The 24,313-nt window shown below is 48.9% G+C and carries 21 protein-coding genes; 15 read left to right on the forward strand and 6 right to left on the reverse strand.

Going from position 1 to position 24,313, the window contains the following annotated elements:
* The first annotated feature begins 47 nt into the window (after window positions 1-47).
* From dctP to N530_RS0103420, 15 genes are all read left to right on the forward strand, one after another.
* Complete coding sequence (gene dctP, locus N530_RS0103350) at window positions 48-1,109, forward strand: TRAP transporter substrate-binding protein DctP (protein ID WP_018688485.1); 1,062 nt, start codon at window positions 48-50, stop codon at window positions 1,107-1,109.
* Window positions 1,110-1,126: 17 nt separating this feature from the next.
* A complete protein-coding gene (locus N530_RS0103355; RefSeq protein WP_026479553.1) occupies window positions 1,127-1,648 on the forward strand; it encodes a TRAP transporter small permease subunit in 522 nt (173 codons plus the stop codon).
* Window position 1,649: 1 nt separating this feature from the next.
* The gene (locus N530_RS0103360) at window positions 1,650-2,963 is read left to right on the forward strand and encodes a TRAP transporter large permease subunit (protein ID WP_026479554.1); all 1,314 of its coding nucleotides are present in this window, start codon (window positions 1,650-1,652) and stop codon (window positions 2,961-2,963) included.
* A 19-nt stretch (window positions 2,964-2,982) separates the two neighbouring features.
* Window positions 2,983-4,011 (forward strand): proline racemase family protein, encoded by a 1,029-nt coding sequence (locus tag N530_RS0103365; protein ID WP_026479555.1) that lies wholly within the window; start codon window positions 2,983-2,985, stop codon window positions 4,009-4,011.
* 69 nt (window positions 4,012-4,080) lie between these two features.
* Window positions 4,081-4,785, forward strand: a complete 705-nt coding sequence (locus tag N530_RS0103370; RefSeq protein WP_026479556.1) for a GntR family transcriptional regulator — start codon at window positions 4,081-4,083, stop codon at window positions 4,783-4,785.
* 178 nt (window positions 4,786-4,963) lie between these two features.
* Window positions 4,964-5,926, forward strand: coding sequence for a dihydrodipicolinate synthase family protein (locus N530_RS0103375; RefSeq protein WP_026479557.1), 963 nt, complete (start codon window positions 4,964-4,966; stop codon window positions 5,924-5,926).
* A 229-nt stretch (window positions 5,927-6,155) separates the two neighbouring features.
* Window positions 6,156-7,046, forward strand: a complete 891-nt coding sequence (locus N530_RS0103380) for a LysR family transcriptional regulator (protein WP_026479558.1) — start codon at window positions 6,156-6,158, stop codon at window positions 7,044-7,046.
* A gap of 89 nt (window positions 7,047-7,135) precedes the next feature.
* Entirely contained in the window at window positions 7,136-7,612 is a 477-nt protein-coding gene (locus tag N530_RS0103385; RefSeq protein ID WP_026479559.1) for a formate dehydrogenase subunit gamma, read from the forward strand.
* Complete coding sequence (locus N530_RS0103390; RefSeq protein ID WP_026479560.1) at window positions 7,609-9,126, forward strand: NADH-quinone oxidoreductase subunit NuoF; 1,518 nt, start codon at window positions 7,609-7,611, stop codon at window positions 9,124-9,126. Before N530_RS0103385 ends, N530_RS0103390 begins: the two co-directional genes overlap by 4 nt.
* 29 nt (window positions 9,127-9,155) lie before the next feature.
* Complete coding sequence (gene fdhF / locus N530_RS0103395; RefSeq protein WP_211097840.1) at window positions 9,156-12,044, forward strand: formate dehydrogenase subunit alpha; 2,889 nt, start codon at window positions 9,156-9,158, stop codon at window positions 12,042-12,044.
* Window positions 12,045-12,046: 2 nt separating this feature from the next.
* Window positions 12,047-12,868: a formate dehydrogenase accessory sulfurtransferase FdhD gene (gene fdhD, locus N530_RS0103400; RefSeq protein ID WP_035266118.1), complete on the forward strand. Its 822-nt coding sequence runs from the start codon at window positions 12,047-12,049 to the stop codon at window positions 12,866-12,868.
* Window positions 12,858-13,076, forward strand: coding sequence for a formate dehydrogenase subunit delta (locus N530_RS0103405; RefSeq protein WP_026479563.1), 219 nt, complete (start codon window positions 12,858-12,860; stop codon window positions 13,074-13,076). Before fdhD ends, N530_RS0103405 begins: the two co-directional genes overlap by 11 nt.
* A 227-nt stretch (window positions 13,077-13,303) precedes the next feature.
* Entirely contained in the window at window positions 13,304-14,668 is a 1,365-nt protein-coding gene (locus N530_RS0103410) for a sigma-54 dependent transcriptional regulator (RefSeq protein WP_026479564.1), read from the forward strand.
* 3 nt (window positions 14,669-14,671) lie between these two features.
* Complete coding sequence (locus tag N530_RS0103415; RefSeq protein ID WP_026479565.1) at window positions 14,672-16,645, forward strand: cache domain-containing protein; 1,974 nt, start codon at window positions 14,672-14,674, stop codon at window positions 16,643-16,645.
* 243 nt (window positions 16,646-16,888) lie between these two features.
* The gene (locus N530_RS0103420; protein ID WP_026479566.1) at window positions 16,889-18,619 is read left to right on the forward strand and encodes an OFA family MFS transporter; all 1,731 of its coding nucleotides are present in this window, start codon (window positions 16,889-16,891) and stop codon (window positions 18,617-18,619) included.
* Window positions 18,620-18,775: 156 nt separating this feature from the next.
* Here N530_RS0103420 and ccoS read toward each other — a convergent pair whose 3' ends face one another.
* From ccoS to N530_RS0103450, 6 genes are all read right to left on the reverse strand, one after another.
* A complete protein-coding gene (ccoS, locus tag N530_RS0103425) occupies window positions 18,776-18,916 on the reverse strand; it encodes a cbb3-type cytochrome oxidase assembly protein CcoS (RefSeq protein ID WP_026479567.1) in 141 nt (46 codons plus the stop codon).
* A complete protein-coding gene (locus tag N530_RS0103430) occupies window positions 18,913-21,165 on the reverse strand; it encodes a heavy metal translocating P-type ATPase (RefSeq protein ID WP_026479568.1) in 2,253 nt (750 codons plus the stop codon). Before N530_RS0103430 ends, ccoS begins: the two co-directional genes overlap by 4 nt.
* A 2-nt stretch (window positions 21,166-21,167) precedes the next feature.
* Entirely contained in the window at window positions 21,168-21,668 is a 501-nt protein-coding gene (locus tag N530_RS17345) for a FixH family protein (protein ID WP_162150930.1), read from the reverse strand.
* 4 nt (window positions 21,669-21,672) lie between these two features.
* Window positions 21,673-23,187 (reverse strand): cytochrome c oxidase accessory protein CcoG, encoded by a 1,515-nt coding sequence (gene ccoG, locus N530_RS0103440; protein ID WP_026479569.1) that lies wholly within the window; start codon window positions 23,185-23,187, stop codon window positions 21,673-21,675.
* An 89-nt stretch (window positions 23,188-23,276) separates the two neighbouring features.
* On the reverse strand, window positions 23,277-24,152 hold the full coding sequence (gene ccoP / locus N530_RS0103445) for a cytochrome-c oxidase, cbb3-type subunit III (protein ID WP_026479570.1): 876 nt from the start codon (window positions 24,150-24,152) through the stop codon (window positions 23,277-23,279).
* On the reverse strand, window positions 24,152-24,310 hold the full coding sequence (locus tag N530_RS0103450; RefSeq protein WP_018688465.1) for a cbb3-type cytochrome c oxidase subunit 3: 159 nt from the start codon (window positions 24,308-24,310) through the stop codon (window positions 24,152-24,154). The genes ccoP and N530_RS0103450 overlap by 1 nt, the downstream gene beginning before the upstream one ends.
* Window positions 24,311-24,313 lie beyond the last annotated feature (3 nt).

Genomic DNA, 24,313 nt, shown 5'->3' on the forward strand with positions numbered 1-24,313 from the left:
ATACATTATGTACTCTTGAATTTGTAATTTGAAACAAGGAGTTCAATATGAAGCAATTTTTTCTCAAAGCGGGATTGTTGGCAGGGCTGTCCGCGCTTTCCTTTGCAGCTAATGCGCAGGAAGTGACATGGCGTGTGCCTACTTCCGTTCCGGAAGGTTCACCGTTTTATGTGAACTTTCTCGAACGGTTTGCGGATAATGTTGAAACATTGACCGATGGCGCAGTTGAGATTCAACCATTCGGTGCTGGTATTTTGGTTCCTGCGTTGCAGGTTTATGATGGTGTAAGTGATGGCATCGTTGAAGCTGGCCATTCAACACCTTGCTTCAGTGTCAACAAAGATCCGATGAACGCAGTTTTCTGCGGCTTTCCGGGCGGAATGGGTCCAGAAGCACATGCAACTTGGATGTATGAAGGCGGCGGCAAAGAAAAGCTTGAAGAGATGCGGGCAGCAGAAGGCTTCAAGTCGCTTGTTGTTGGCATTGGTTCATCAGAAGTTATGGCGCATGCCAACAAACCGATCCGCAGTGCTGAGGACTTGAAGGGTCTTAAGTATCGTACAGCAGGCCCATGGGCTGAAGTGACGCGCGATTACTTTGGTGCCGTTCCAACAGTTGTGCCACCAGGTGAGATTTACACTTTGCTTGAGCGTAAAGGCGTTGATGCAATCGAGTGGGCACCACCTTCAGCCAATCTTCCAGAAGGGTTTCATGAAGTTGCTCCTTACATCATTACACCTGGTGTGCATCAGCCAACATTCGTGTGGGAAGTTGTTGTTAAGCAGGAAAGATGGGACGCGCTTGATGACAAGCTAAAGGCTAAAATGGAAGCCGCAGCTGAACTGACAACATTTCAATCACTATACAACTTTTATGACAATGACATGAAAGCAATGGAAGTGTTTGCAGGCAGCAAGGCAGAAGTCATCACGCTCGATCAGTCGTTCATCGACGAGCTTAATGCAGCTGGCGTTGATTGGATCAAGAAGAAAGCTGAAGCCGAAAAAGAAGCTGGCAAAGGCCAGATGGCAGAAACTCTTGCTGAGTACTTAGCTTATCAGGCTCGTTGGACTGCACAAAGCGGCTATTTGATCCGTAACGGCAACTAACAAACAAGGAGGCAATCATGAAAAGAACTCTATTCGCAGCCGTGGACACTATTTCCGCCATTTTGGGATATGCATCACAGGCAATGGTTCTGATCTTGATTGGCTCCATGTTGTATGAAGTTGTGGCGCGCTATGCATTTGGCGCGCCAACACTTTGGGCCTTTGATATTGCTTACATGAGCACCGGCGCTCTGTTTATTCTAGGGGCTGCTCAAGCACTTCGAGAAGACGCGCATGTACGCATAGATTTTCTCTCGTCTAAGCTTCCAGCCCGCATACGCGGTGCAATAGACGGAATTGTATTCCTGTTGGTGCTAACGCCGATTTTTGGATTACTGACCTATGTCGCAAGTTATAGAACTTGGCGGGCATGGATGACCGGAGAGGTGGAGCATGTAAGCCCTTGGGCGCCGCTCATGTGGCCGTTTTACAGCGCACTAGCAATCGGATTGGCAGCCTTAACGCTACAATTAGCCATCGAGGGAATGCGTGCATTCTCTGCGAATAAAAAACAAAATTCATATAAGATTGAGACGTGATATGCTAACTGCAGCACTGATGTTCCCTGCGCTGTTTGCGCTTATTCTTCTTGGTATTCCAGTTGCGTTTTCTCTCACCATAGTCGCCGTTGGCGCAGGCTTAATGGCCTTTGGTGATGTAGCATTTAACCAGATTTATGGTTCGTTTTATTCAGCCTCAACAAACTTTATTTTATCTGCTGTTCCCATGTTTATCCTTATGGGCGCTTTGCTAGAGCGGTCAGGAATTGCAGAGCGACTATTTATTGTATTGAATATGTGGCTGAAAAGATTGCCGAGCGGCCTTGCGCTTGCGACCATTATCATGGGCGCAATTTTTGCCGCAGCTGCAGGTGTCGTTGGTGCTGTTGAAGTTATGATCGGCATGATGGCAATTCCTGCCATGCAACGCGCGCGATATGATAACAGCCTAATCGCTGGAACCATTTGTGCCGGCGGATCGCTTGGCACCATGATACCGCCGTCGGTGATCGCGGTGATGTATGCCTCTTTGGCGCAAATGTCAGTGGGCAAATTGCTAGCTGGTATGCTGTTGCCGGGTCTTCTTATGGTGGTTTTGTTTCTGGCCTATATTGCCATTCATGGTTTGATTTACCCTGTCGAACCGCATGTCGATGACGAAGCTGAACCTGACGTTTCGCTTGGCGAAAAATTACGCGCGACCGTTGTGACATTGGTGCCTGTGTTCTTGCTCATTTTTGCAGTGCTGGGCTCCATTCTTGGCGGCATTGCTTCTCCAACAGAAGCTGCAGCCGTTGGCGCAGCAGGTGCGTTGCTATTATGCGTGGCCAACCGCCGCTTTAGCTGGAACGTATTGTCTGAATCACTGAGTATTACAGTGCGTATTTCCGCAATGATATTGTTGATCGTTGCAGCGGGCACAATGTTCATGGGCGTCTTTGCGGCCAATGGTGGTGCTAGTCTGATAAGAGACTTTATTGACAGTGCAGGGCTCGGCACGACCGGCATGATTGTGTTCTTCCTACTGGTTGTGTTTGTTCTTGGCTTTGTTCTTGATTGGACTGCGAATGTTTTGATCTGTGTACCGTTGTTCACACCGTTTATCCGCAGCGCGGGCGTTGACCCAATCTGGTTTGCAACATTGGTGCTCATCGTTATTCAGACGGGTTATTTAACGCCGCCGATGGCCTCTTCGATTTTCTACTTGAAGTCTATTGCACCGGCTAACATGACTTATGGGCAAATGTGCAAAGGCGTTTTACCGTTTATCGCTTTACAATTATTGACATTGGCTTTGATTGTTATTTTCCCAGCGCTTGCAACTTGGTTGCCGGACCGTCTTGTCGGGTTTTAAAAATAAGTGAGAATTCATAATGCGCAGCTGTAAAACCGTTCATGTTATTTCTGCCCATGCAGAAGGTGAAGTTGGTGATGTCATTGTCGGCGGTGTTTTGCCGCCGCCCGGCGATACGATTTGGGAACAAAGCCGCTGGATCGCGCGCGATGAAACTTTGCGCAATTTTGTATTGAACGAACCGCGCGGCGGCGTGTTTCGGCATGTTAATTTGCTGGTTCCTCCGCGCCACCCAGAAGCAGATGCTGCTTTTATCATTATGGAGCCAGAAGACACGCCGCCGATGTCGGGATCAAACTCGATTTGTGTGGCAACCGTGTTGCTTGATGGTGGATTGATCCCAATGCAGGAGCCTGAAACCCATCTGGTGCTGGAAGCGCCCGGCGGGCTGGTTCGTGTTCGCGCAGAATGTCGCGGCGGTAAAGCAGAACGTATTTTCGTTCAAAATTTGCCAAGCTTTGCAGGGCCGCTTGATCAAAAACTGGAAGTTGAAGGGCTGCCGACCTTAACAGTCGATACCGCTTTTGGTGGTGACAGCTTTGTAATTGTTGATGCTGCAGCGATGGGGCTTAATCTTAAACAAGACGAAGCCCATGACATTGCGCGTTTGGGCGTTAAAATCACCAATGCTGCTAATGAGGCATTGGAATTTAAACATCCGACGATGCCTGATTGGCGGCATTTTTCATTCTGTCTTTTTGCTGGGCCATTAGAGCGGGGACCGGATGGTCTTCGTGCAGGGGCAGCTGTTGCGATACAGCCGGGCAAAGTTGATCGTTCTCCAACTGGTACGGCATTGTCAGCGCGAATGGCAGTTTTGCATGCACGTGGACAAATGGCTGTTGGCGAAAACCTAACCGCCATATCTGTTCTTGGCTCAACATTTAATGGACGCATATTAGAGACAACAAAGGTTGGCGATACACCTGCAATTATTCCTGAAATTTCAGGCCGCGGTTGGATAAGCGGTATTCATCAACATATGTTAGACCCAAGTGACCCTTGGCCTGAAGGCTACCGACTGTCTGATAGTTGGGGCGCAAGATGATTGCGGCCATGCTCTTCCATTTTTTCTAAACTGCTGCCATAGACGTTTATGCAGAATGAAGGTGTGATAATGGATAACAAGCTAATGCGTCCAGTGCCAGAAAGAAAACGCGGACAAGGTGTCAAATTCGTCTATGAGATTTTGCGTGATGATATTTTAGATTTGGTATTGCCGCCAGGCAGCCCGATTGACGAAATCCAATTGGCTGAACGCCTATCCATGTCTCGCACGCCCATTCGTGAAGCGCTTGTTAAGCTGGCCAGTGAAGGTTTGGTGACAACACTTCCGAACCGTTCAACCATGGTTTCAAATATCGATTTTTTGAATCTGCATACATTCTTCGACGCTTTGAGTTTGATGTACCGCGTGACAACTAGGTTGGCGGCAGAAAACAGAACCGAAGAAGATCTTAAAATTATTCGTAATCATCAGGTCAAGTTCACAAAGGCAGTTCAGGCGCAGGATGCTCTGACTATGATTGCCACGAACCGTGATTTCCATGCGGCAATCGCTGAAGCAGGAAAAAACCCTTATTATACCGGCCTCTTTTTCCGTTTACTGGATGAAGGTCGGCGTATTTTGCGCATCTATTACTCCTCTTTCGATGACCAATTGCCAAAGCGATATGTGATTGAACATGATGATATGATTGCTGCTATTGAAGCGCATGATGTTGCAACCTCTGATAAGCTGGCAGCTCAGCATGCGGATCAGATCGTCATACAGATTCAGCAATTTATGGCCCGTGATCGCAGACGGCCAATCGACCTCTAGGGTTTTCTTAACGTCTAAATGAACGTGCATTGCATCTGAAAATTGATGCAGAAATCCTTTTGACCTTCAAAATTCTTGTCGACAAATAAAATACAAGTGGTATTATGGCGCTTAAATATGTTGATTATATTGCACTAAGCAGGGGAAGCCTTGCACTTTTAAGCATAAGGAAAACCAAATGAACGCGAAGATTTTTTCCGGCTGCATGCCAGCACTGATGACACCTTGCAAAGACGACCGCACACCAGATTTTGATGCGTTGGTTCGTAAAGGTAAGGAGTTGATTGCTGCAGGCATGTCTGCGGTTGTTTATTGTGGCTCAATGGGCGACTGGCCATTGATCTCGGATGAGGAGCGGATGGAAGGCGTTGAGCGCTTGGTTAAAGCTGGCGTTCCTGTCGTTGTTGGAACTGGAGCGATGAATACTGCTGCAGCGGTCGCGCATGCTGCGCACGCGCAAAAAGTTGGCGCAAATGGTCTCATGGTTATACCGCGTGTTATGTCGCGTGGTTCTTCGACTGCGGCTCAGAAAAATCATTTCAAGGCAATTCTTGGCGCTGCGCCAGACTTGCCAGCTGTTATTTACAATAGCCCTTATTATGGGTTCGCTACACGTGCCGATCTGTTCTTCGCATTGCGCGCAGAACATTCAAACCTTGTTGGTTTCAAGGAATTTGGCGGCGCTGATGACATGACCTATGCGGCGGAAAACATTACAAGCCGTGATGATGAAGTCGTGCTCATGATTGGCGTGGATACATGTGTGTTCCATGGTTTTGTTAATTGTGGTGCCGTGGGCGCAATCACAGGCATTGGCTGTGTTTTGCCAAAACAAGTGCTGCATCTTGCATCGCTTAGCCAGCTTGCTGCGAAGGGTGACGTTTATGCCCGCCGCCTCGCGCTGGAACTGGAAACTTCACTCGCTGTTCTGTCTACTTTCGACGAAGGCCCGGATCTTGTTTTGTACTTCAAGCATATGATGGTGTTGAAGGGTGACAAAGAATATACTTTGCATTTCAATGAAACAGATGAGTTGAGCGAAAGCCAGCGCGGCTATGTCGAAGCACAGTTGAAACTGTTTGAGACATGGTATGCGGGTTGGTCAAAAAGCTTGGAAGCCGAATACCGACAAGCTGCTTAAGCTTCAACGTCTCTGAATGAAATATTATGACCGGTTATGCCGGTCATAATTGTTTTGAGGGGTAAATATGTGAGCGGTTTTAGCGCGGCTCTAAATTTTTATCCGGCATTTTGCGCACCCTTATTTTCGTAAGCCCTATCATTGGGGTCTTTAAGTTTGCGATTATCAATTGAGGTTTTCTATCAACCTCTTATAAATTGATTGTAATAGCGAACTTTGGGGGGCGTTTATGCTTGATAAGCTGGAAATGTTTATTGCTCTTGCGAAAGCGGAGCATTTTGGCAAAGCGGCTGAGAGCTTGGGAATTACTCAGCCGACATTATCGACAGGTATTAAGAACCTTGAAGAGCAACTTGGTATTAAGCTGGTTTTCCGTGGTTCGCGTTTTGGTGGTCTAACGCCAGAGGGGCAGAGCGCGCTTGTTTGGGCGCGCCGCATCGTTAGCGATGCTCGGCAACTAAAAGATGAAATGCGTTATAAGAAGCACGGCCTTGCGGGGCAGCTGCGCGTTGCTGTTATCCCGACAGCTTTGACTTGGGCCGCAAAATTAAGCGCAAGTTTTAGCCAAAAGCACCCGAAAGTACGGTTCACAGTACTGTCGCGAACCTCAATTGACATCTTGTCAATGATGGACAATCTCGATGTTGATGCAGGCATAACTTACCTTGATAATGAACCTACGGGGCGCGTGAGCACAGAGCCGCTTTACCGCGAAAGCTATATGCTCATTTGCAGTAAAAATTCCCAGTTTGCGAACCGATCATCTGTTGGTTGGAAAGAACTTGAAGGTGAAAAACTGTGCCTTTTAACGCCGGATAATCAGAATCGGCGGATCATTAATCGGCACTTTCGCGATGCTGGTGCGACGGCCGATGCATGGCTTGAGTCTAACTCAACCGTCGTTTTGGTGGCCAATGTTGAAGATAATAACTGGCTGACAGTACTTCCTATTGAGCTTGCAAAATTTTTGACCCGTGGAAAACCCCTTAATCTCATCCCCATGTCGGGCACTACAATCAGTCCCAGCGTAGGGTTGGTTGCGCCTTATCATGAGCCGCATACCCCTATTTTGCAGGCATTGTTGAGTGAAGCGCGGCAAATTTCAATTCTCAACGATTGAAAAATTCAATCGGCTAACGGGAAACCAATATTGATTTAAGATAATGTGACGCCATACAAACGAAGTGAGGAAACTTCTTAGGTGCCACTATGAAAAACTTGCAATCCGCTCCCGCGGATAACGAAATAGGTGTGTTGATTGAGCAGCACCTTGAATCGGAAGGGCCGATGTTGCCGATCCTTCATTCGGTTCAATCTGCTTTTGGGTATGTCCCAGAAAATGCTGTTCCGCTTATTGCCGATGCATTGAATATCACAAAAGCCGAGGTGCACGGTGTCATATCATTTTACCATGATTTTCGTGAGGCACCTGCAGGTCGCCATGTTGTCAAAATTTGCCGTGCGGAAGCTTGCCAAGCAATGGGTGCTAATGCCCTTGCCGATGAGACCTTGGCTAAGCTGGGTTTGGAATGGCACGGCACAACTATCAACGGCGCTGTGACGATTGAGCCCGTTTATTGTTTGGGACTTTGTGCCTGCGCACCAGCTGCAATGGTTGATGACAAAGTCGTTGGCCGTGTTGATACGGCGAAAATGGCAACACTTCTCAAAGAGGCTGGCGCATGAAAATTTATGTCCCATTAGACAGTGCTGCAAAAGCACTTGGCGCCGATGACGTTGCCGAAACAATTCGCCAAGAAGCAGCGCAACGCGGCCTTACGATTGAACTTATTCGCAATGGTTCGCGTGGTATGATTTGGCTTGAGCCATTGGTGGAAATTGATGCTGGTGAAGGACGCAAAGCTTTTGGTAATGTAACACCAGAAAATGTGTCTGCACTGCTGGATGGAACGCTTGAAGGGCTGGGCGCTGTTGAGGACATTCCATTCTTTGCGCGCCAGACACGGCTGACTTTTGCACGCTGCGGTATCATCGACCCGCTTGATCTTGATGATTATGAAGCGCATGGCGGCCTTGCGGGATTGCGCAAAGCGCTTGGCATGACTGGTGAAGAAATCATCAGTCAAGTAACCGATAGCGGTCTGCGGGGTCGCGGCGGTGCGGGGTTCCCAACGGGCATCAAGTGGAACACTGTTCTTGGCGCTGCCGCCGATCAAAAATATATCGTGTGCAATGCCGATGAAGGTGACAGTGGCACCTTTGCTGACCGTATGATCATGGAAGGTGATCCCTTCACTTTGATCGAAGGTATGATCATCGCTGGCGTTGGTGTGGGTGCGACCAAGGGCTATGTCTATTTGCGCTCAGAATATCCAGACGCCATCAATATTATGAACAAGGCCGTCAATATTGCGCAGCAAAAAGGATTGCTCGGTGCTGATGTTTTAGGCTCTGGCAAAGCCTTTGATATGGAAATCCGTGTTGGTGCGGGGGCTTATGTATGCGGCGAAGAAACCTCGCTGCTCAATTCTTTGGAAGGTAAACGCGGCGTCGTGCGTGCCAAGCCACCATTGCCAGCATTGGAAGGTTTTTTAGGCAAGCCAACCGTTGTCAACAACGTCATAAGCTTGGCGACCGTGCCTGTGATTTTTGAAAAGGGCGCGCAGCATTACGCCAATTTTGGTCTTGGACGCTCGAAAGGCACAATGCCGATTCAGATTGCAGGCAATGTGAAACATGGCGGTCTATTCGAGACAGCTTTTGGCATGCCGCTGGGCGAATTGGTTAACGAAATTGCTGGCGGTACTGCGTCTGGCCGGCCCATAAAAGCAGTTCAAGTTGGCGGGCCACTTGGCGCTTATATGCCGCTCTCCAAATTTGATACGCCATTTGGCTATGAAGAGTTCGACGGTCAGGGTGGGTTAATCGGCCACGCTGGGATCGTGGTCTTTGATGACACGACAGATATGTTGAAAATGGCACGTTTTGCGATGGAATTTTGTGCTGTGGAAAGCTGCGGAAAGTGCACGCCGTGCCGTATCGGCTCTGTGCGCGGTGTGGAAACTATCGACCGCATTGAGCGCGGTGATAGTTCTGCAATTCCAATCCTGACCGATCTTTGTGAAACAATGAAAGACGGCTCGCTATGCGCGCTGGGTGGCTTCACGCCTTTTCCCGTTATGTCGGCATTGACACATTTCCCCAATGATTTCGCGACCATCAAAGAGGCAGCAGAATGACACAATCTTTCATCCACGATGACCGCGATATGGGCACACCTGCAAAAGAGGGTGCACCGGTTACATTGACGATTGATGGCTTTGACGTGACGGTGCCGGAAGGCACATCTGTGATGCGTGCTGCATCTGAAGCTGGACTACAAATTCCGAAATTATGCGCCACAGACAGCGTCGAAGCTTTTGGATCATGCCGTCTTTGTGTTGTCGAAATTGACGGGCGGCGCGGCACACCTGCCTCTTGTACCACTCCTGTTGCTGAAGGCATGCAGGTGCGCACCCAATCGAGCCGATTGAAAGATATTCGGCGCGGTGTGATGGAGCTTTATATCTCGGATCACCCATTGGATTGCTTAACGTGCGGTGCCAATAATGATTGCGAATTACAAGATATGGCTGGCATGGTTGGCCTGCGCGATGTGCGTTATAAATCGGGCAAAAACCACTATGATATTTCAGGCAACGGAACGCTGGCACAGGGTGATGCCCGCGCACGTGCGCCGATGGGTGATTTGGGAAACCCACAATATATTCCTAAAGATGAATCCAACCCTTATTTCACGTATGATCCAGCCAAATGTATCGTCTGCTCACGCTGTGTGCGTGCTTGTGAAGAAGTGCAGGGCACTTTCGCGCTCACAATTGAAGGACGAGGTTTTGACAGCCGCGTATCCTTTGGCGCAAAAACGGACAACGCGATGGCATCTGATTGTGTGAGTTGCGGTGCGTGTGTGCAAGCCTGCCCAACAGCAACTTTGCAGGAAAAATCCGTCATTGAACTTGGAACACCGGAACGCTCGGTCATAACCACGTGTGCCTATTGCGGCGTTGGTTGTTCGTTCAAAGCTGAGCTCAATGGCGACGAATTGGTTCGCATGACGCCTTATAAACACGGCAAGGCTAATCGTGGCCATTCCTGCGTCAAAGGGCGTTTCGCCTATGGTTATGCAACGCATAACGACCGTATTTTAAATCCAATGATCCGCGACAGCATTGATGAGCCATGGCAGGCGGTTAGCTGGGACGAAGCGCTCAGTTTCGCCGCTAACCGGATGCGTGGTTTACAGGAAAAACATGGACGCCGATCTATCGGCGTTATCACCTCTTCGCGTTGTACGAATGAGGAAACCTTTCTGGTCCAAAAACTCGCGCGCGGTGTGTTTATGAACAATAACACCGACACCTGCGCGCGGGTTTGCCATTCACCTACCGGTTATGGCTTGGGCCAAACATTTGGCACGTCGGCAGGCACGCAAGATTTTGACAGTGTCGAACATACAGATGTCGTTATCGTCATTGGCGCTAACCCAACCGATGGGCATCCTGTTTTTGCCAGCCGTTTGAAAAAGCGTCTTCGCGCCGGAGCTAAGTTGATTGTTATCGACCCGCGCCGGATTGATCTGGTTAAATCCGCACATATTGATGCTGCACATCATTTGCCGCTTCGCCCTGGAACTAATGTCGCTGTCGTATCTGCGCTAGCGCATGTGATTGTGACCGAAGGGCTGATGGATGAAGCCTATATTCGAGAGCGCTGTGACTGGGACGAGTTCCAAGAATATGCTGATTTTATTTCCAACGAACGCCATAGCCCAGAGGCGAATGAACTGCTGACTGGCGTTGATCCTGCTGAACTGCGCGCAGCGGCGCGTCTGTTTGCAACAGGCGGCAATGGCGCGATCTATTACGGCCTTGGTGTGACTGAACACAGCCAAGGGTCGACCACTGTGATAGGCATTGCCAACCTTGCAATGCTCACCGGAAATGTAGGGCGCAAGGGTGTTGGCGTTAACCCGCTACGTGGGCAAAACAATGTTCAAGGTTCGTGCGATATGGGTTCTTTCCCGCATGAATTGCCAGGCTACCGCCATGTTAAAAATGAAGATGTTCGTAATATCTTCGAGGATGCATGGGGCGTTAAAATCGACCCTGAACCGGGTTTGCGTATTCCTAATATGCTGGATGCCGCAGTCGAAGGCACCTTCAAAGGACTTTACTGTCAAGGTGAAGATATTCTGCAATCAGACCCTGACACGAAGCATGTTGCTGCTGGTTTAGCCGCAATGGAATGTGTGATCGTGCATGATCTGTTTTTAAATGAAACGGCGAATTACGCACATGTGTTTTTGCCAGGCTCTACCTTCCTTGAAAAAGAAGGCACGTTCACCAATGCCGAGCGCCGCATCAACCGCGTGCGAAAAGTAATGGCACCGCGTAATGGTTACGCAGATTGGGAAGTAACGCAGCTTTTGGCCAATGCCATGGGAGCAAATTGGCAGTACACGCATCCGTCGCAGATTATGGAAGAAATTGCTGCGACAACGCCAAGCTTTGCAAATGTCACCTATGAACTCTTAGATGAAAAAGGGTCAATCCAATGGCCGTGTAATGAGAGCAATCCAGAGGGCACGCCTTTGATGCATGTCGATGGGTTCGTGCGCGGCAAAGGACGCTTTATTGTAACTGAATATGTTGCAACCGAAGAAAAAACTGGACCACGTTTCCCACTGCTTCTTACAACTGGACGTATCTTGTCGCAGTATAATGTGGGCGCGCAAACACGCCGCACAGCCAATGTCGCGTGGCACGATCAGGACGTTTTGGAAATTCACCCACATGATGCCGAATTGCGCGGCATTAATGATGGCGATTTTATCAAACTAGCTTCGCGGTCAGGCGAGACTGCATTACGCGCCAAAATAACGGATCGTGTGTCGCCGGGGGTTGTTTATACAACATTCCACCATCCTGACACACAGGCCAATGTCATCACCACCGACTTTTCAGATTGGGCAACAAACTGCCCTGAATACAAGGTGACTGCTGTGCAGGTTTCACAGTCAAATGGTCCAACGGATTGGCAGGAAGAATATAACGCGCAAGCTGAGCAATCACGGCGTATTCTACCGGCGGCAGAATAGCCATGGCTGTGAGTGCCACACAAAGCATGGTGGGCCTTTCTATTCAGCATGAGGGTGCGCATGATGTCGCGCGAAATCTGCCTGAAGAAACGCCCGTGGCCATTGTGTTCAACGGTACAACTGCAGCGGTAATGATGGCGACACCCGCTGATTTGAAAGACTTTGCCTTTGGTTTTGCATTAACCGAAGGCTTCATTGAACGGCTCGACCAAGTCGAGAGCTTTGAGATCGTACCGCATGAATCTGGTCTTGAGGCACGGTTTCAGTTGGCGGACGACCGTGTCAAAGCGATGCAGGCACGGCGGCGTAATATGCTTGGCCCTGTCGGGTGCGGGCTGTGCGGTATTGATAGTCTTGAACAAGCGATCAGACCTCTGCCAGTGCTTAAATGCACTGGACCGAGATTGTCTAAAAGTGAAGTCGCTTGCGCAACCTCTGCCTTGCGCGATCATCAACCGCTACACGATCAAACGCATGCGGTGCATGCCGCAGGATTTATGCTGCCAAGTCAAGGTATGATGCTTGTGCGCGAAGATGTTGGCAGGCACAATGCATTGGACAAGTTGATCGGCGCATTGGCGCAAAACAATATTGATGCTTCGCTAGGGGCCATTGTTCTAACATCGCGTGTATCGGTGGAAATGGTTCAAAAAACAGTCATTGCAGGTTGCCCTGTTCTTATCGCTGTTTCTGCACCCACTGCTCACGCATTGCGCCTTGCAAGAGGTGCTCAACTCACCCTCGCAGCCTTTGCGCGCGGCGGCGGGTTTGATGTCTATTCCCATCCTGAACGAATTTTAATCGGAGCCTCTGATGCAGCCTGAAAAAATGGTCTCAATGGCCAATCAAATCGCCACTTTCTTTGAAACACAGCCCGGTACGGGGCAGGCTAAAAAAGTTGCCGATCACATTAATGATTTCTGGGAACCTCGCATGCGCATACAATTGTTTGAGCATGTGGACGCGGGCGGAAAAGGTCTTTCACCGCTTGCCTTGGATGCATGCGCATATGTTAGGATGCCTGTAGACTGACGTCGAAGTGGCGTCACAGGAAAATTTGTGACAATCTATGCCCGACTGGAAGCATATGGGAAATTCCCAAAGTCTAAAACCGATAGTGGTTGGACTTTTACAGGAGGCAAAATGGTTTTGTTCGTCGCCAAAGCATCGATAAGACTGTTCTGTAATGGGAGAAGTCATTGTTGTAAAACATCTGAACACATTGCTTGTTTAGCTGCAGGGCTCAGACTTTAGTGAAAATGAGCGAAGATATTCAGACGGTTGGCCTGACCGAAAAGCTAAAACAGGCAAGTATTCTGGTCGTCGATGACGAACCTGGCATGCGTAATTTCATGGTCAAGACACTAAGCCCTTATTGTAAATTTGTGGCCGAAGCCAAAGACGTGGCCAGTGCCAGCGCTTTGCTCACGCAGAACCATTTTGACGTGATGATCCTCGATAATATGATGCCGGATAAAAAGGGCATTGACTGGCTTGCCGAGCAGCGTGCGCAAGGCGGGTTTACCGATACAATTATGGTCACGGCCTATGCTGATCTTGAAACCGCAATTCAAGCTATTCGCGCAGGTGCGGCTGACTTTGTGCTGAAGCCGTTTCGCTCAAATCAAATACTTAATGCGGTGCGGCGCTGCATCCAGATGGCACAGCTTAGACGCGAGAATATGTTGCTGCTACGTGAGCTTGATACCGCCGATATTGGACGCAAAAGACGCAGCAAACTCATAGGCAAATCTAAGACGATTGCGGCTGTGCGTGATACGCTTGACCGCGTTAAAAACGTGGCGACACCCATATTGATAACTGGTGCGTCTGGCTCTGGCAAAGAAGTGGCCGCGCGTCATATGCATGTATCTTCGTCGCGTGCTGACATGCCATTTGTGGCAATCAACTGCGCGACAATACCTGCAGATATGATCGAGATTGAATTGTTCGGCCATGTCGCGGCAGCCTTTCCGGGCGCTGTATCTGCCCGTGAAGGATTATTGCCGTCAGCACGCGGCGGGACAGTCTTTCTCGATGAAGTGTCGGCGCTAAGCTTATCGGCACAATCAGCTTTGCTGCGTGTGTTGGAAGATGGAATGGTGCGTCCAGTCGGAACGGAACGCGATATACAATTGGACTTACGGTTTGTGCTGGCAACCAGTGCCTCATTGTCTGAAGAAGTGGCCAAAGGACGTTTTCGCGAAGATTTGCTGTTTCGTATCAACATACTTGAAATTGTTATGCCGCCGCTTAATCAACGCGAAACAGATGTTATCGTTCTGGCGGAACTATTTCTTGATGATATTTCCTCCCGCTTAAGCTTGCCTCCATTGGAAATTGATCCAGCAACCCGTGCAGCTATGTTGCGGCACACGTGGCCCGGCAATATCCGTGAGCTGCGAAATTTTATCGAACGCTCGTTGATCTACGGCCACTTTCCTCACGAAACTTTGTCGCCTCCAGCAAAAGGCCAAGAGCAAATCGAAACGTTGGAACACGTGGAACGCGAGAAAATTTTACAGGCTTTAGAATTAGTCGGTGGCAACCGTTCTGAAGCAGCGCGCCGTCTTGGCGTGTCACGTAAAACGATTGATCGCAAATGCGCGACTTGGGGACTTTAAGCGATGACGGCCCTGATGCGCATCTTGCGCTCTGTTCGGGTTCGGTTGCTTGTTATCGCACTTCTGCCAATGCTTGTTCTAATGCCGATTATGCTTGGCAGTACAATGGCTCGCTGGGCCGGGAAAATCGACGATCTTTTGATTACAAAGGTCAATGGCGATCTGACAATTGCGGACCAGTATTTAGCGCGTCTACTTGAAAATTCAGGCGAGCGGCTAGACGCAATTGCCCAATCTGTATCCCTGCAAGATGCTTTTTTAAATCCAGAAGATACGGCTAAATTTCTTGAACAAGTCCAGCAGGAATTAGGGCTAGATTTCCTTTATTTGACAGAGGGCGATGTTGGGCCAGATGGGGTCGATGTATCCAAATGGCCTGTCGTTCAAAATGCTATTAATGGAACTTGGCAAAGTGATGTCGATATTTTTACGCCAGAAGAATTAGATATTCTCAATTCCAGTCTTACTGAACGTGCCACAATTGCGTTAGTGACGACACAAGCAGCAGTTCCAACGGCGCGGACGGTTGAAGATCGAGGGATGGTTATCCATACAGCTGCACCTGTGACACTTAATGGTGGCAGAAAAGCTGCGCTGGTAGGCGGACTTCTACTCAACCGCAATCTTGATTTTATTGATACGATCAATGCGTTGGTTTATCAAAAGAACAGCCTTCCCGAGGGCAGTGAAGGTACCGCGACACTGTTTCTGGAAGACGTTCGAATTTCAACCAATGTGCGCTTGTTTGAAAATGTGCGTGCGCTTGGTACGCGCGTTTCGGCGCAAGTGCGCAACCGTGTTCTTGATGAAGGACAAACTTGGTTGGACCGCGCCTTTGTGGTCAATGATTGGTACATCTCGGCTTATGAGCCAATTACTGACAGCCGCGGAAAAGCTGTGGGCATGCTTTATGTCGGTTTTCTCGAAGCGCCGTTTCGGCAGGCTAAAGTTAATTCAGCACTGCTTGTGGTTTTTCTGTTTTTGCTGATTACGGCCGTATCAGTTCCGATTTTCCTGCGTTGGGCAGGGCGTATCTTTCTGCCCTTGGAACGCATGACCCAAACCATGATACGCGTAGAGGCAGGTGATCTGGAAGCGCGTAACATGCCGCAAGATGATGGCAACGAGATTGCACAAGTTGCTGGCCATCTCGATGATCTATTAGATCAGGTGCAGGAACGCGACCGGCAATTGCGCCAATGGGGTGAACAGCTCAATTTGAAGGTTGAGGAACGCACGCGCGATTTGCTCGAAAGCAACCGCAGGCTTGAGCAGACAACAGAGCGACTTATCATATCTGAAAAGCTTGCCGCCGTTGGTGAAATCACGGCAGGCGTTGCGCATGAAATCAATAATCCCATTGCGGTCATTCAAGGGAATTTGGATGTGGCACGCACATTGCTGGGTCCGCATGTTGATGTTGCAAAAACAGAGTTTAAGCTGATTGACGATCAAGTTTATAGGATCGGATCTATTGTATCCAAGCTTTTGCAATTTGCGCGGCCAGAAGAATATTCAGGCGACGCTAATATCATTTTTCCAGCTGAAGTTGTCAGCGATTGCTTGGTGCTGACGGCTCATCAAATCGAAGCTCAAGAAATCGAGGTTTACGAAGAATTAGATCAAGAGCTTTGCGTTTTAATGTCGCGAACAGAACTGCAACAAGTCATTGTTAATCTCATACTCAATGCTGTTCAGGCCATGCCAGAGGGCGGCACCTTGTCTTTGTGTGTGGCCTCCAACGATCAAGAAGTAGAGATTTCTGTCGAGGATACGGGGGCAGGCATTCCGCCTGATAAAGTGAAACGTATTTTCGATGCGTTTTTCACAACCAAGTACGGGCAGGGCACAGGACTTGGCCTTTCAATTAGCCAAACCCTTGTGAGTCGGGCCAATGGTCAGATCTTAGTACGGTCAAAAATCGGCGCCGGCAGCCGTTTCACAATAAATCTTCCTGCTGCTAAATTTGGCGATTAAGGACAAAATGTCCCAATTATGGCTCTTTGCGACGAGTTGCGCGGACAAGATGACTAATAATGCTGGATCGCAGAGTTTTTTTAAGACAAAATTTCCATCTAACATACTGATATATAATAATAAATTTGTTGACAATCAAGGCGTTCCTCCTAAGTTTCCGAAACGCTAAAAACTGCGTTAAATGTCGAATGCTGTGGTGGGAGATTGCAGCTTGTCGACGGGGTTTAAATGGAGGAGAGTTCCATGAGTAATGCTAATTCCGGCGGCGCTTTGAGTTTCTTGATGAAAGAAAACATTGTCGCGAAGCCCGGTTTCAACCGCTGGCTAGTGCCGCCTGCATCCATCGCCATTCATCTGTGTATCGGTTCGGTATACGCTTGGTCTGTTTTTAACCCGCCTCTAACCAGAGAGCTGGGTGTTGTCGCTTCTGCGGCGAATGACTGGAGCCTCAGCTCCGTTGTTTGGATTTTCTCCGTTGCCATCGTTTTCTTAGGACTGGCAGCTGCATTTGCGGGTAAATGGCTAGAAAAAGTAGGACCGCGCATGGTCGGTCTTGTCGCTGCATTCTTGTGGGGCGGCGGCTTTATCATCGGGTCATTTGGCATTGCAAGCCATCAACTTTGGCTCATTTATCTTGGCTATGGGGTTCTTGGCGGCTGCGGTCTTGGTCTGGGCTATGTCTCACCTGTCTCAACCCTAATTCGCTGGTTTCCTGACCGCCGCGGCATGGCAACTGGCATGGCGATTATGGGCTTTGGCGGCGGCGCGATGATCGCAGCGCCGGTAAAAGGCTGGCTGTTGTCAGTTTTCTCCAAAGCGCCGGAATATCTTGGTGCAAGCGATACTGTGGCGACAGTGACAGAAGCTGGACGGCTTTTTGTAGAATCTGCCGCTGGCAAGGTAGAAGTTGTCATCGCATCTGCAGCACAGGCAGCTAGCTTGCCAGGTGGCGGAGAAGCGGGCGTCTATGTTGTGGGCACAGGCAACACTGGCGCTGCATCAACATTCATGACGCTTGGTATCGTATATTTCATTGTTATGGTGATTGCAGCGTTCAGCTTCCGCGTTCCTGCTGCAGATTGGAAACCTGAAGGCTGGGAACCAAAACCTGCCGCATCAGGTATGATCACAAAGAACAATGTGCATATCGATCAAGCGCTAAAAACACCTCAATTTTGGCAAATGTGGGTTATGCTTTGCTTTAACGTGACCGCCGGTATCGGTGTGATCGGTGTTGCAAAAACAATGATGTCTGAAATTTATGGCACCACGATGCCGCTCATTGTGACAGCTTCTTTTGCATCAACTTATGTATTGATGATTTCAGTCTTTAACATGGGTGGACGGTTCTTCTGGGCATCAACGTCAGATTACATCGGACGCAAGAATACGTATCATTGCTTCTTTGTGCTGGGCACGTTGCTTTACTTGTCTATTCCGTATTTTGCGACTGCCGGCGCTGCTGGCGGATCAACAATCTACCTCATTGGTTTTTATGTTGCGACGATGATTATCTTCTCAATGTATGGCGGTGGGTTTGCGACAATTCCTGCTTACTTGGCAGATATGTTCGGAACGATGCATGTTGGCGGTATTCACGGACGTTTGCTGACCGCATGGTCAACTGCAGGTGTGCTTGGGCCTTTGGCAATCACATCGCTACGTGAAATGTCTGTTAATCGGGCGATTAGCGATCTGGCGTCAAAAGTTGATGCGTCTGCGTTTGCTGAAAAATTCGGCGCACCACTCGCTCAACTTGACCAATTGGCCGCAGCAAAAACCGTGACGATTGCAAGGCTTATGGAAATTGCTCCACAAGGCACAATTGATCCAACACCAAGCCTATACAATACGACCATGTATTGCATGGCTGCATTGTTGGTCATTGGGTTCTTTGCGAATTTGTTTATCCGGCCAGTTAAGGCGCATCACAATTATGTGGAGCCTAAAGCGGTCGCTGAACCAGCAGAATAACTCATTTTAAATAATGATATTCGGGGCGCCTTTGGCGCCCCTTTTGTTTTAGCCTTTGTGTCCCCATTCGCTGAAAATACTTCTTCTACGCCAGTAATAAAACAGCGAAAACTAACCTCGCAGGGTGTCTAGGAAACGTGGGGGATGCAGTTTAGCCTATTCATCATCCTGCAAAATTCTTTCCGCAGCACCTTCTGGATCGTCGAACTGGCCGTGCTTGATGCACCACATAAAGGCCGCAAGGCCTATGCCGCCTAGCAAAAGTGCAACTGGAATAAGAAACAGAAGCTGGTTCATGCTGCTAATTCTTCGATTGGAGAGCGGGTCGTTGTCGCTATCACTTGCTTGTCGATAACCATGTTCTCACCCCTTAATAGACGCAGTGAATTGCTTATCACGATGATCGAAGAAAGTGACATTGCAATGGCTGCAATCAGCGGTGTCACAAACCCTAAAATTGCGAGCGGTACAGCAATGCAATTGTAAACTAGCGCGAGTGCAAAATTTTGTCGCACAACACGGTTTGTTCTTACCGCGATGTTCCGCGCAAATGTAATCGCCGTAAGGTCGTCGCGTGTTAAGATAAAGTCCGCAGCTTGGCGGCCGATATCCGTTGCACTGGATGGGGCAAAGGAAACATGCGCAGCGGCCAGAGCAGGGGCATCATTGATACCATCGCCTACCATAACCGTCTTAAGCCCAGATTGTGCGTGCAGGCCTTCAAGGAATTTCAGTTTTGCTTGCGGTGTGTGTTCACTTAGCACTTGTTCAAAAGGCATATCACGGGCAATGCGTTCAACAGTGGCCTGTGTGTCTCCTGAAAGAAGCGTGCTTCCAATTCCTAAAGAGCGCAGGTTCTTGATCGTTTGGTAAGCGGATGGGCGCACATTTTCGCGGTAGTCAAAAGTCACCAGATTGCCGCCTTGTATTGCGAACGCGGTAGACTTTTCTGCCTCGTTTAAGTTTTGCCGATTTGCAATCTCAAGCACCCATTCCATTTGGCCAAGACGTATTTCTTTGCCGTTCCATATGGCTTTAATGCCCTTACCAGGCTGCTCCTCAATATCGGATAGCAGAACGCTTCCGCTGCCTTTTAAATAATCGCTGATGCCTTTGGCAGAAGGATGGGTCGAGCAATCGGCCAAAGATGCAATAATTGGCTTTTCTTCTGCGCCCATACCATCACTGCCGATGACCATTTTTATGCCATCAGTAAGCGTTCCGGTTTTGTCGAATACGGCAAAGTCCGCTTCTGCTAGACGCTCAAGTGCAGAGCCATCACGCATCAAAATACCGTTGCGCACCAGCCTTGATGCGGCCACGACATGCGCCACAGGGACCGCTAATCCTAAGGCGCAAGGACATGTTACAATCAAAACAGCAATCGCGACGAGAAGTGAGTGTTCCCAGTCCCCGTGCGTCGTGATCATCCAGCCCGCAAAGGCGAGAAATGCAAACGCATGAACAGCCGGCGTGTATATACGCGCCATGCGGTCTGCAATACGCACATAATTGCCTTTGCCGTGTTCTGCAGCATCCAACATACGGGTTATTTCAGCGAGAAAAGACTTGTCGGCAACCTCAATCGCCTTGACGTCCAGCACGCCGGTCAAGTTTAATGCACCAGCTTCGATTTGCATGTTAGGTGATAGCGCGACCGCTTCGCTTTCACCGGTTACCATGGAGCGGTCAACATCAGAGGAGCCTGATATGATTTTACAGTCGACGGGAAACCGTGCGCCAGCAAATATGCGCAGACGCATATTTTTCGTAATGTCGCTAACAGCCACTAAGCGTGTTTCACCGGATGGCAGAACTTCCACTGCCTCACGCGTAGCATATTTACCAAGCGAGATGACTGAGCTTTTGGCACGTGAGCGCATTCGCTGATCAAGATAGCGGCCGATCAAAAGAAAGAAGAGCAGCATCGCTGCCGCATCGAAATAAGCCTCTGGTTTGCTGGTAAGAGTTTGAAAAATACTCATGCCGAGTGCCAGCAATACAGCCAGCGAAATCGGCACATCCATATTCACATGTCCTGCGCGTAGAGCGCCCAGAGCCGAGCGGAAAAATGGTTGCCCTGCATAAGCAACGACAGGAACCGCAATGACTGCGGAGATTAAATGGAAAAGGTCGCGGGTTGCATCTGTCGCACCTGACCAAGCCGAAACGGACAGCAGCATAATATTGGCAGCACCAAATCCAGCCACGGCAAGCGCTCGGAGCAAACGTTTCGATCGCGTATCTTCTTCACTTTCGGTGCGGTCATTTTCTTCAATCCGAAATGCTGTGAAAGAGTTTTCCTGAAGCAGATCAATAAGCTTCTGGCAGTCTACGGTTTCGTCCGTTTCGACAATCAAACGTTTCAACGTAAGGTTTGCGCGAGCGTTATAGACGCCTTTTAAATTGCGCATTGAGTTTTCTATTTTAGAAATGCAAGCGCCGCACGACATGTCCGGCACAGAAAGCACATAGTGTTGAGCATTTTGGCGCTCGACGCTTTCATCAACGACATATTCGGCAAGACCGCCACACATACCGCACATGTCTATTTCCCCACGCCGTTGGTGATAGTAAAGCGCTTGGTCTCAACAAAAGTTAGCCCCTTACTGTCAATGATCTGTAACTGTATTTGCCATAGACCATCTGACAAGCTGACTTCGGAAACATATGCGTCGTTTGCTTCGCCAAATATGATTGTTTGGTCATCATGTTCGTGAACAGGCTTACCAAGATAGCCAGAAACAACGGCGCTTTTAATGAATGTGTCGTTGTTGTCGCGCGCCGATACTTTCAACTGGCCAGAATTATAGGAAATAGCGATCTTCCAGCCCAAAGGTTTGTGCGCATTTAGGTCAGCTACCCTGCTATTGAAGTTCTGGCTCTCAATGTAAGTGTTTTTCACGACCAGTCCGGTCCATGTGCCTGCTGCATTAAACGCCAGCACAATGTTGACCGATATGATTGTCCCAAAGAACAATGCAATGACACCAAACATATGCCAACCGGAAAACACTCGAGGTGCAAATATACTTCTTAGCGTATTCATCTGTTTACTCCGGTGCATCGAAAACGGTGCTGTAGGTATCAACCTCATTGGACTGCTGATCTGTGGCAATAAATGAGAACGGCGTTTGCCCTGACTTTATGTTTTCAGGTGATTGACGGACAAAGACACGCAGAGAGCGTACTTGGTCAGGATCGACAGGAACTGTTGCAAAACTTGCTGGCGCTCCTTCAATGTCGCTGACTGTCATGACGGCGCCCTCAAGTCCTTCAACCGATAGGTGGATCAGACGTTTTTCCGGTATCATGTTCAAAATTTTCACATTGTAACCATTGCGGATGGAACCATCCTTTAAGGTTACAAATACCGGATTACGGTCGTGTTGAATGCTGATGGTCATGCGGTCACGCTGACTAAGTGCAAACAGCAAAGCGAGGCCCAAACTCACCCAGATAAAAAAGTATAAAAGCGTACGCGGCCTCAAGAATATGCGCCAATCGAAATGCTTAACCGCAGCAATAAACTTGCCATCCTTATCACGCATAAGATCAGGGTTTAATGTGGCGCTTTCTGGATCTGTTGCCAGTGCCATATTGGCATTGTAGTCGTTTAGGGTCGAATATGAGATTAGCCCCGTTGGGCGGCCGATCTTACCCATAATGTCATCACATGCGTCGATACAAAGAGCGCATGTTATACATTCCATCTGCTGGCCGTCGCGAATATCAATTCCCGCAGGACAAACCACAACACAGGCGTTGCAATCAATGCAGTCACCATGCGCTTCGCCTCTGGCTTCTGCTTTTTTGGTGCCGTGAGTGCGCGGTTCACCTCGCCAATCATTGTATGTGACAACGAGAGAATCTTCATCCAACATAGCGGCTTGAATGCGCGGCCATGGGCACATGTAATTGCAAACTTGCTCACGCATATGCCCGCCAAAAACATAGGTCGTCGTCGTCAATACGGCGACAGTGGCATAGGCAACATAATGGGCCTGACCTGTAACCAGATCACGAAGAAGAGTAGGGGCGTCGGCAAAATAAAATATCCATGCGCCGCCGGTTGCAACTGCTATTATGAGCCAAGTTGTATGTTTGAGAACACGTTTCCTTAGCTTATCAAAACTCCAAGGGTCCTTATCAAGTTTGATACGCGCATTGCGGTCTCCCTCAAAGTAACGCTCGACCACGAGGAATAAATCAGTCCAAACTGTTTGCGGGCAAGTATATCCACACCACGCACGGCCAACCACGGAGGTGACGAGGAACAGGCCTATGCCTGCCATGACGAGCATGCCTGCAACGAAGTAAAATTCTTGCGGCCAAATCTCGATAAAAAAAGCGTAAAATCGGCGGTTAGCAATATCGATCAATACAGCTTGATCGGGTGCGTATTCACCGCGGTCCCATCTGAGCCACGGTGTTATATAATAAATCGCAAGTGTGATCGCCATGACGATCCATTTGAAACGTCGAAACGAGCCCGTCGCCCGCTTAGGGTGAATTTTCTTGCGGGCTTCGTAGAGCTGTATCGGTTCTTTGGCTATTCCATCAGACATGAGACTACTTTCAACGTTGATGGTGCATTTTTGGCATTAATATGCGCAATGAGCTTTGACCCAGATCAAAGTGATCTTGGGTCTAGGTATTATTTTTCACCGCCGCCTAGTCTGTGAACATAGAGTGCAAGTTGACGAATTGTGGCTTCAGACAATCGATCACCCCAAGCAGGCATAACGCCCTGCTTAGGTTTGGAAATTTGCGCAACGATTTCCTCATGCGATCCACCGTAAAGCCAGATAGCGTCATTGAGTGCAGGCGCACCTAAATCGTGCATGCCTTCGCCGCTATCGCCGTGGCAGGCTGCACAATTATCTTGGTAAACTATCGCACCACGTTCAGCTGCTTCTAGGTCCGCTTCCTGCCCGGAAATGCTACGAACATACCAAGCAGCGTCCTTGATCGCATCGCGTTCGAGAATACCGTCAGCACCAAAGTTTGGCATTTGTGAATAACGGGTGTCTTCGTCCGTTTCATAGCGGATGCCATGTTTGAGCGTAAGATAAATATCATCAACGGTGCCGCCCCAAATCCAGTCATCGTCTACCAGATTAGGGTAAATGCCGCCGCCGGCCGCACCAGCACCATGACACTGTGAACAATAGACTTTGAAGGCAGAGTTACCGCCCGCAAGTGCAAATTGCATAAGGTCAGGATTGCCTGAGATTTTGTTGAGATCTGTCGCAACAAGATCTTGGCCAAGTGACTCGCGTCCCTGTTCTAAAGCCGCAATGTCATTTGCAACATTTTGGCGACTTGACCAGCCGAGCAAACCAGCCGTTGAAGAGTTGATAAGCGGCAAAGCTGGATAGGCAATGACATAGCCGATAGAAAAGACTATCGTTCCATAAAGGCCCCAGAGCCATGAGCGCGGAAGAGGGTTGTTGAGTTCTTTGATGCCGTCCCATTCGTGACCCGTGGTCTCAACGCCTGTGATATCGTCAGTTTCATTGTTCTCGGACATCAATTGTCCTCCTTAAAAGGTATTTGGGCAGCATCATCATTCATCGGTTTAGAGCTTGGTCTGAATGTCCAAAAAACGACGAAGCAAAATATAATAAACATGTAGAGAAGGCCCCAGCTGTCAGCGAAGGTTCTCATGGTTTGGTAAGAAAGTTCCATGCT

Source organism: Ahrensia sp. 13_GOM-1096m (genome assembly GCF_000620605.1).
GTDB lineage: Bacteria > Pseudomonadota > Alphaproteobacteria > Rhizobiales > Rhizobiaceae > Ahrensia > Ahrensia kielensis.

What these genes read in the sequence shown, in the direction of transcription:
- dctP (WP_018688485.1), top strand. Translation starts at nt 48, where the DNA reads ATGAAGCAATTTTTTCTCAAAGCGGGATTGTTGGCAGGGCTGTCCGCG.
- N530_RS0103355 (WP_026479553.1), top strand. Translation starts at nt 1,127, where the DNA reads ATGAAAAGAACTCTATTCGCAGCCGTGGACACTATTTCCGCCATTTTG.
- N530_RS0103360 (WP_026479554.1), top strand. Translation starts at nt 1,650, where the DNA reads ATGCTAACTGCAGCACTGATGTTCCCTGCGCTGTTTGCGCTTATTCTT.
- N530_RS0103365 (WP_026479555.1), top strand. Translation starts at nt 2,983, where the DNA reads ATGCGCAGCTGTAAAACCGTTCATGTTATTTCTGCCCATGCAGAAGGT.
- N530_RS0103370 (WP_026479556.1), top strand. Translation starts at nt 4,081, where the DNA reads ATGGATAACAAGCTAATGCGTCCAGTGCCAGAAAGAAAACGCGGACAA.
- N530_RS0103375 (WP_026479557.1), top strand. Translation starts at nt 4,964, where the DNA reads ATGAACGCGAAGATTTTTTCCGGCTGCATGCCAGCACTGATGACACCT.
- N530_RS0103380 (WP_026479558.1), top strand. Translation starts at nt 6,156, where the DNA reads ATGCTTGATAAGCTGGAAATGTTTATTGCTCTTGCGAAAGCGGAGCAT.
- N530_RS0103385 (WP_026479559.1), top strand. Translation starts at nt 7,136, where the DNA reads ATGAAAAACTTGCAATCCGCTCCCGCGGATAACGAAATAGGTGTGTTG.
- N530_RS0103390 (WP_026479560.1), top strand. Translation starts at nt 7,609, where the DNA reads ATGAAAATTTATGTCCCATTAGACAGTGCTGCAAAAGCACTTGGCGCC.
- fdhF (WP_211097840.1), top strand. Translation starts at nt 9,156, where the DNA reads ATGGGCACACCTGCAAAAGAGGGTGCACCGGTTACATTGACGATTGAT.
- fdhD (WP_035266118.1), top strand. Translation starts at nt 12,047, where the DNA reads ATGGCTGTGAGTGCCACACAAAGCATGGTGGGCCTTTCTATTCAGCAT.
- N530_RS0103405 (WP_026479563.1), top strand. Translation starts at nt 12,858, where the DNA reads ATGCAGCCTGAAAAAATGGTCTCAATGGCCAATCAAATCGCCACTTTC.
- N530_RS0103410 (WP_026479564.1), top strand. Translation starts at nt 13,304, where the DNA reads ATGAGCGAAGATATTCAGACGGTTGGCCTGACCGAAAAGCTAAAACAG.
- N530_RS0103415 (WP_026479565.1), top strand. Translation starts at nt 14,672, where the DNA reads ATGACGGCCCTGATGCGCATCTTGCGCTCTGTTCGGGTTCGGTTGCTT.
- N530_RS0103420 (WP_026479566.1), top strand. Translation starts at nt 16,889, where the DNA reads ATGAGTAATGCTAATTCCGGCGGCGCTTTGAGTTTCTTGATGAAAGAA.
- ccoS (WP_026479567.1), bottom strand. Translation starts at nt 18,916, where the DNA reads ATGAACCAGCTTCTGTTTCTTATTCCAGTTGCACTTTTGCTAGGCGGC.
- N530_RS0103430 (WP_026479568.1), bottom strand. Translation starts at nt 21,165, where the DNA reads ATGTGCGGTATGTGTGGCGGTCTTGCCGAATATGTCGTTGATGAAAGC.
- N530_RS17345 (WP_162150930.1), bottom strand. Translation starts at nt 21,668, where the DNA reads ATGAATACGCTAAGAAGTATATTTGCACCTCGAGTGTTTTCCGGTTGG.
- ccoG (WP_026479569.1), bottom strand. Translation starts at nt 23,187, where the DNA reads ATGTCTGATGGAATAGCCAAAGAACCGATACAGCTCTACGAAGCCCGC.
- ccoP (WP_026479570.1), bottom strand. Translation starts at nt 24,152, where the DNA reads ATGTCCGAGAACAATGAAACTGACGATATCACAGGCGTTGAGACCACG.
- N530_RS0103450 (WP_018688465.1), bottom strand. Translation starts at nt 24,310, where the DNA reads ATGGAACTTTCTTACCAAACCATGAGAACCTTCGCTGACAGCTGGGGC.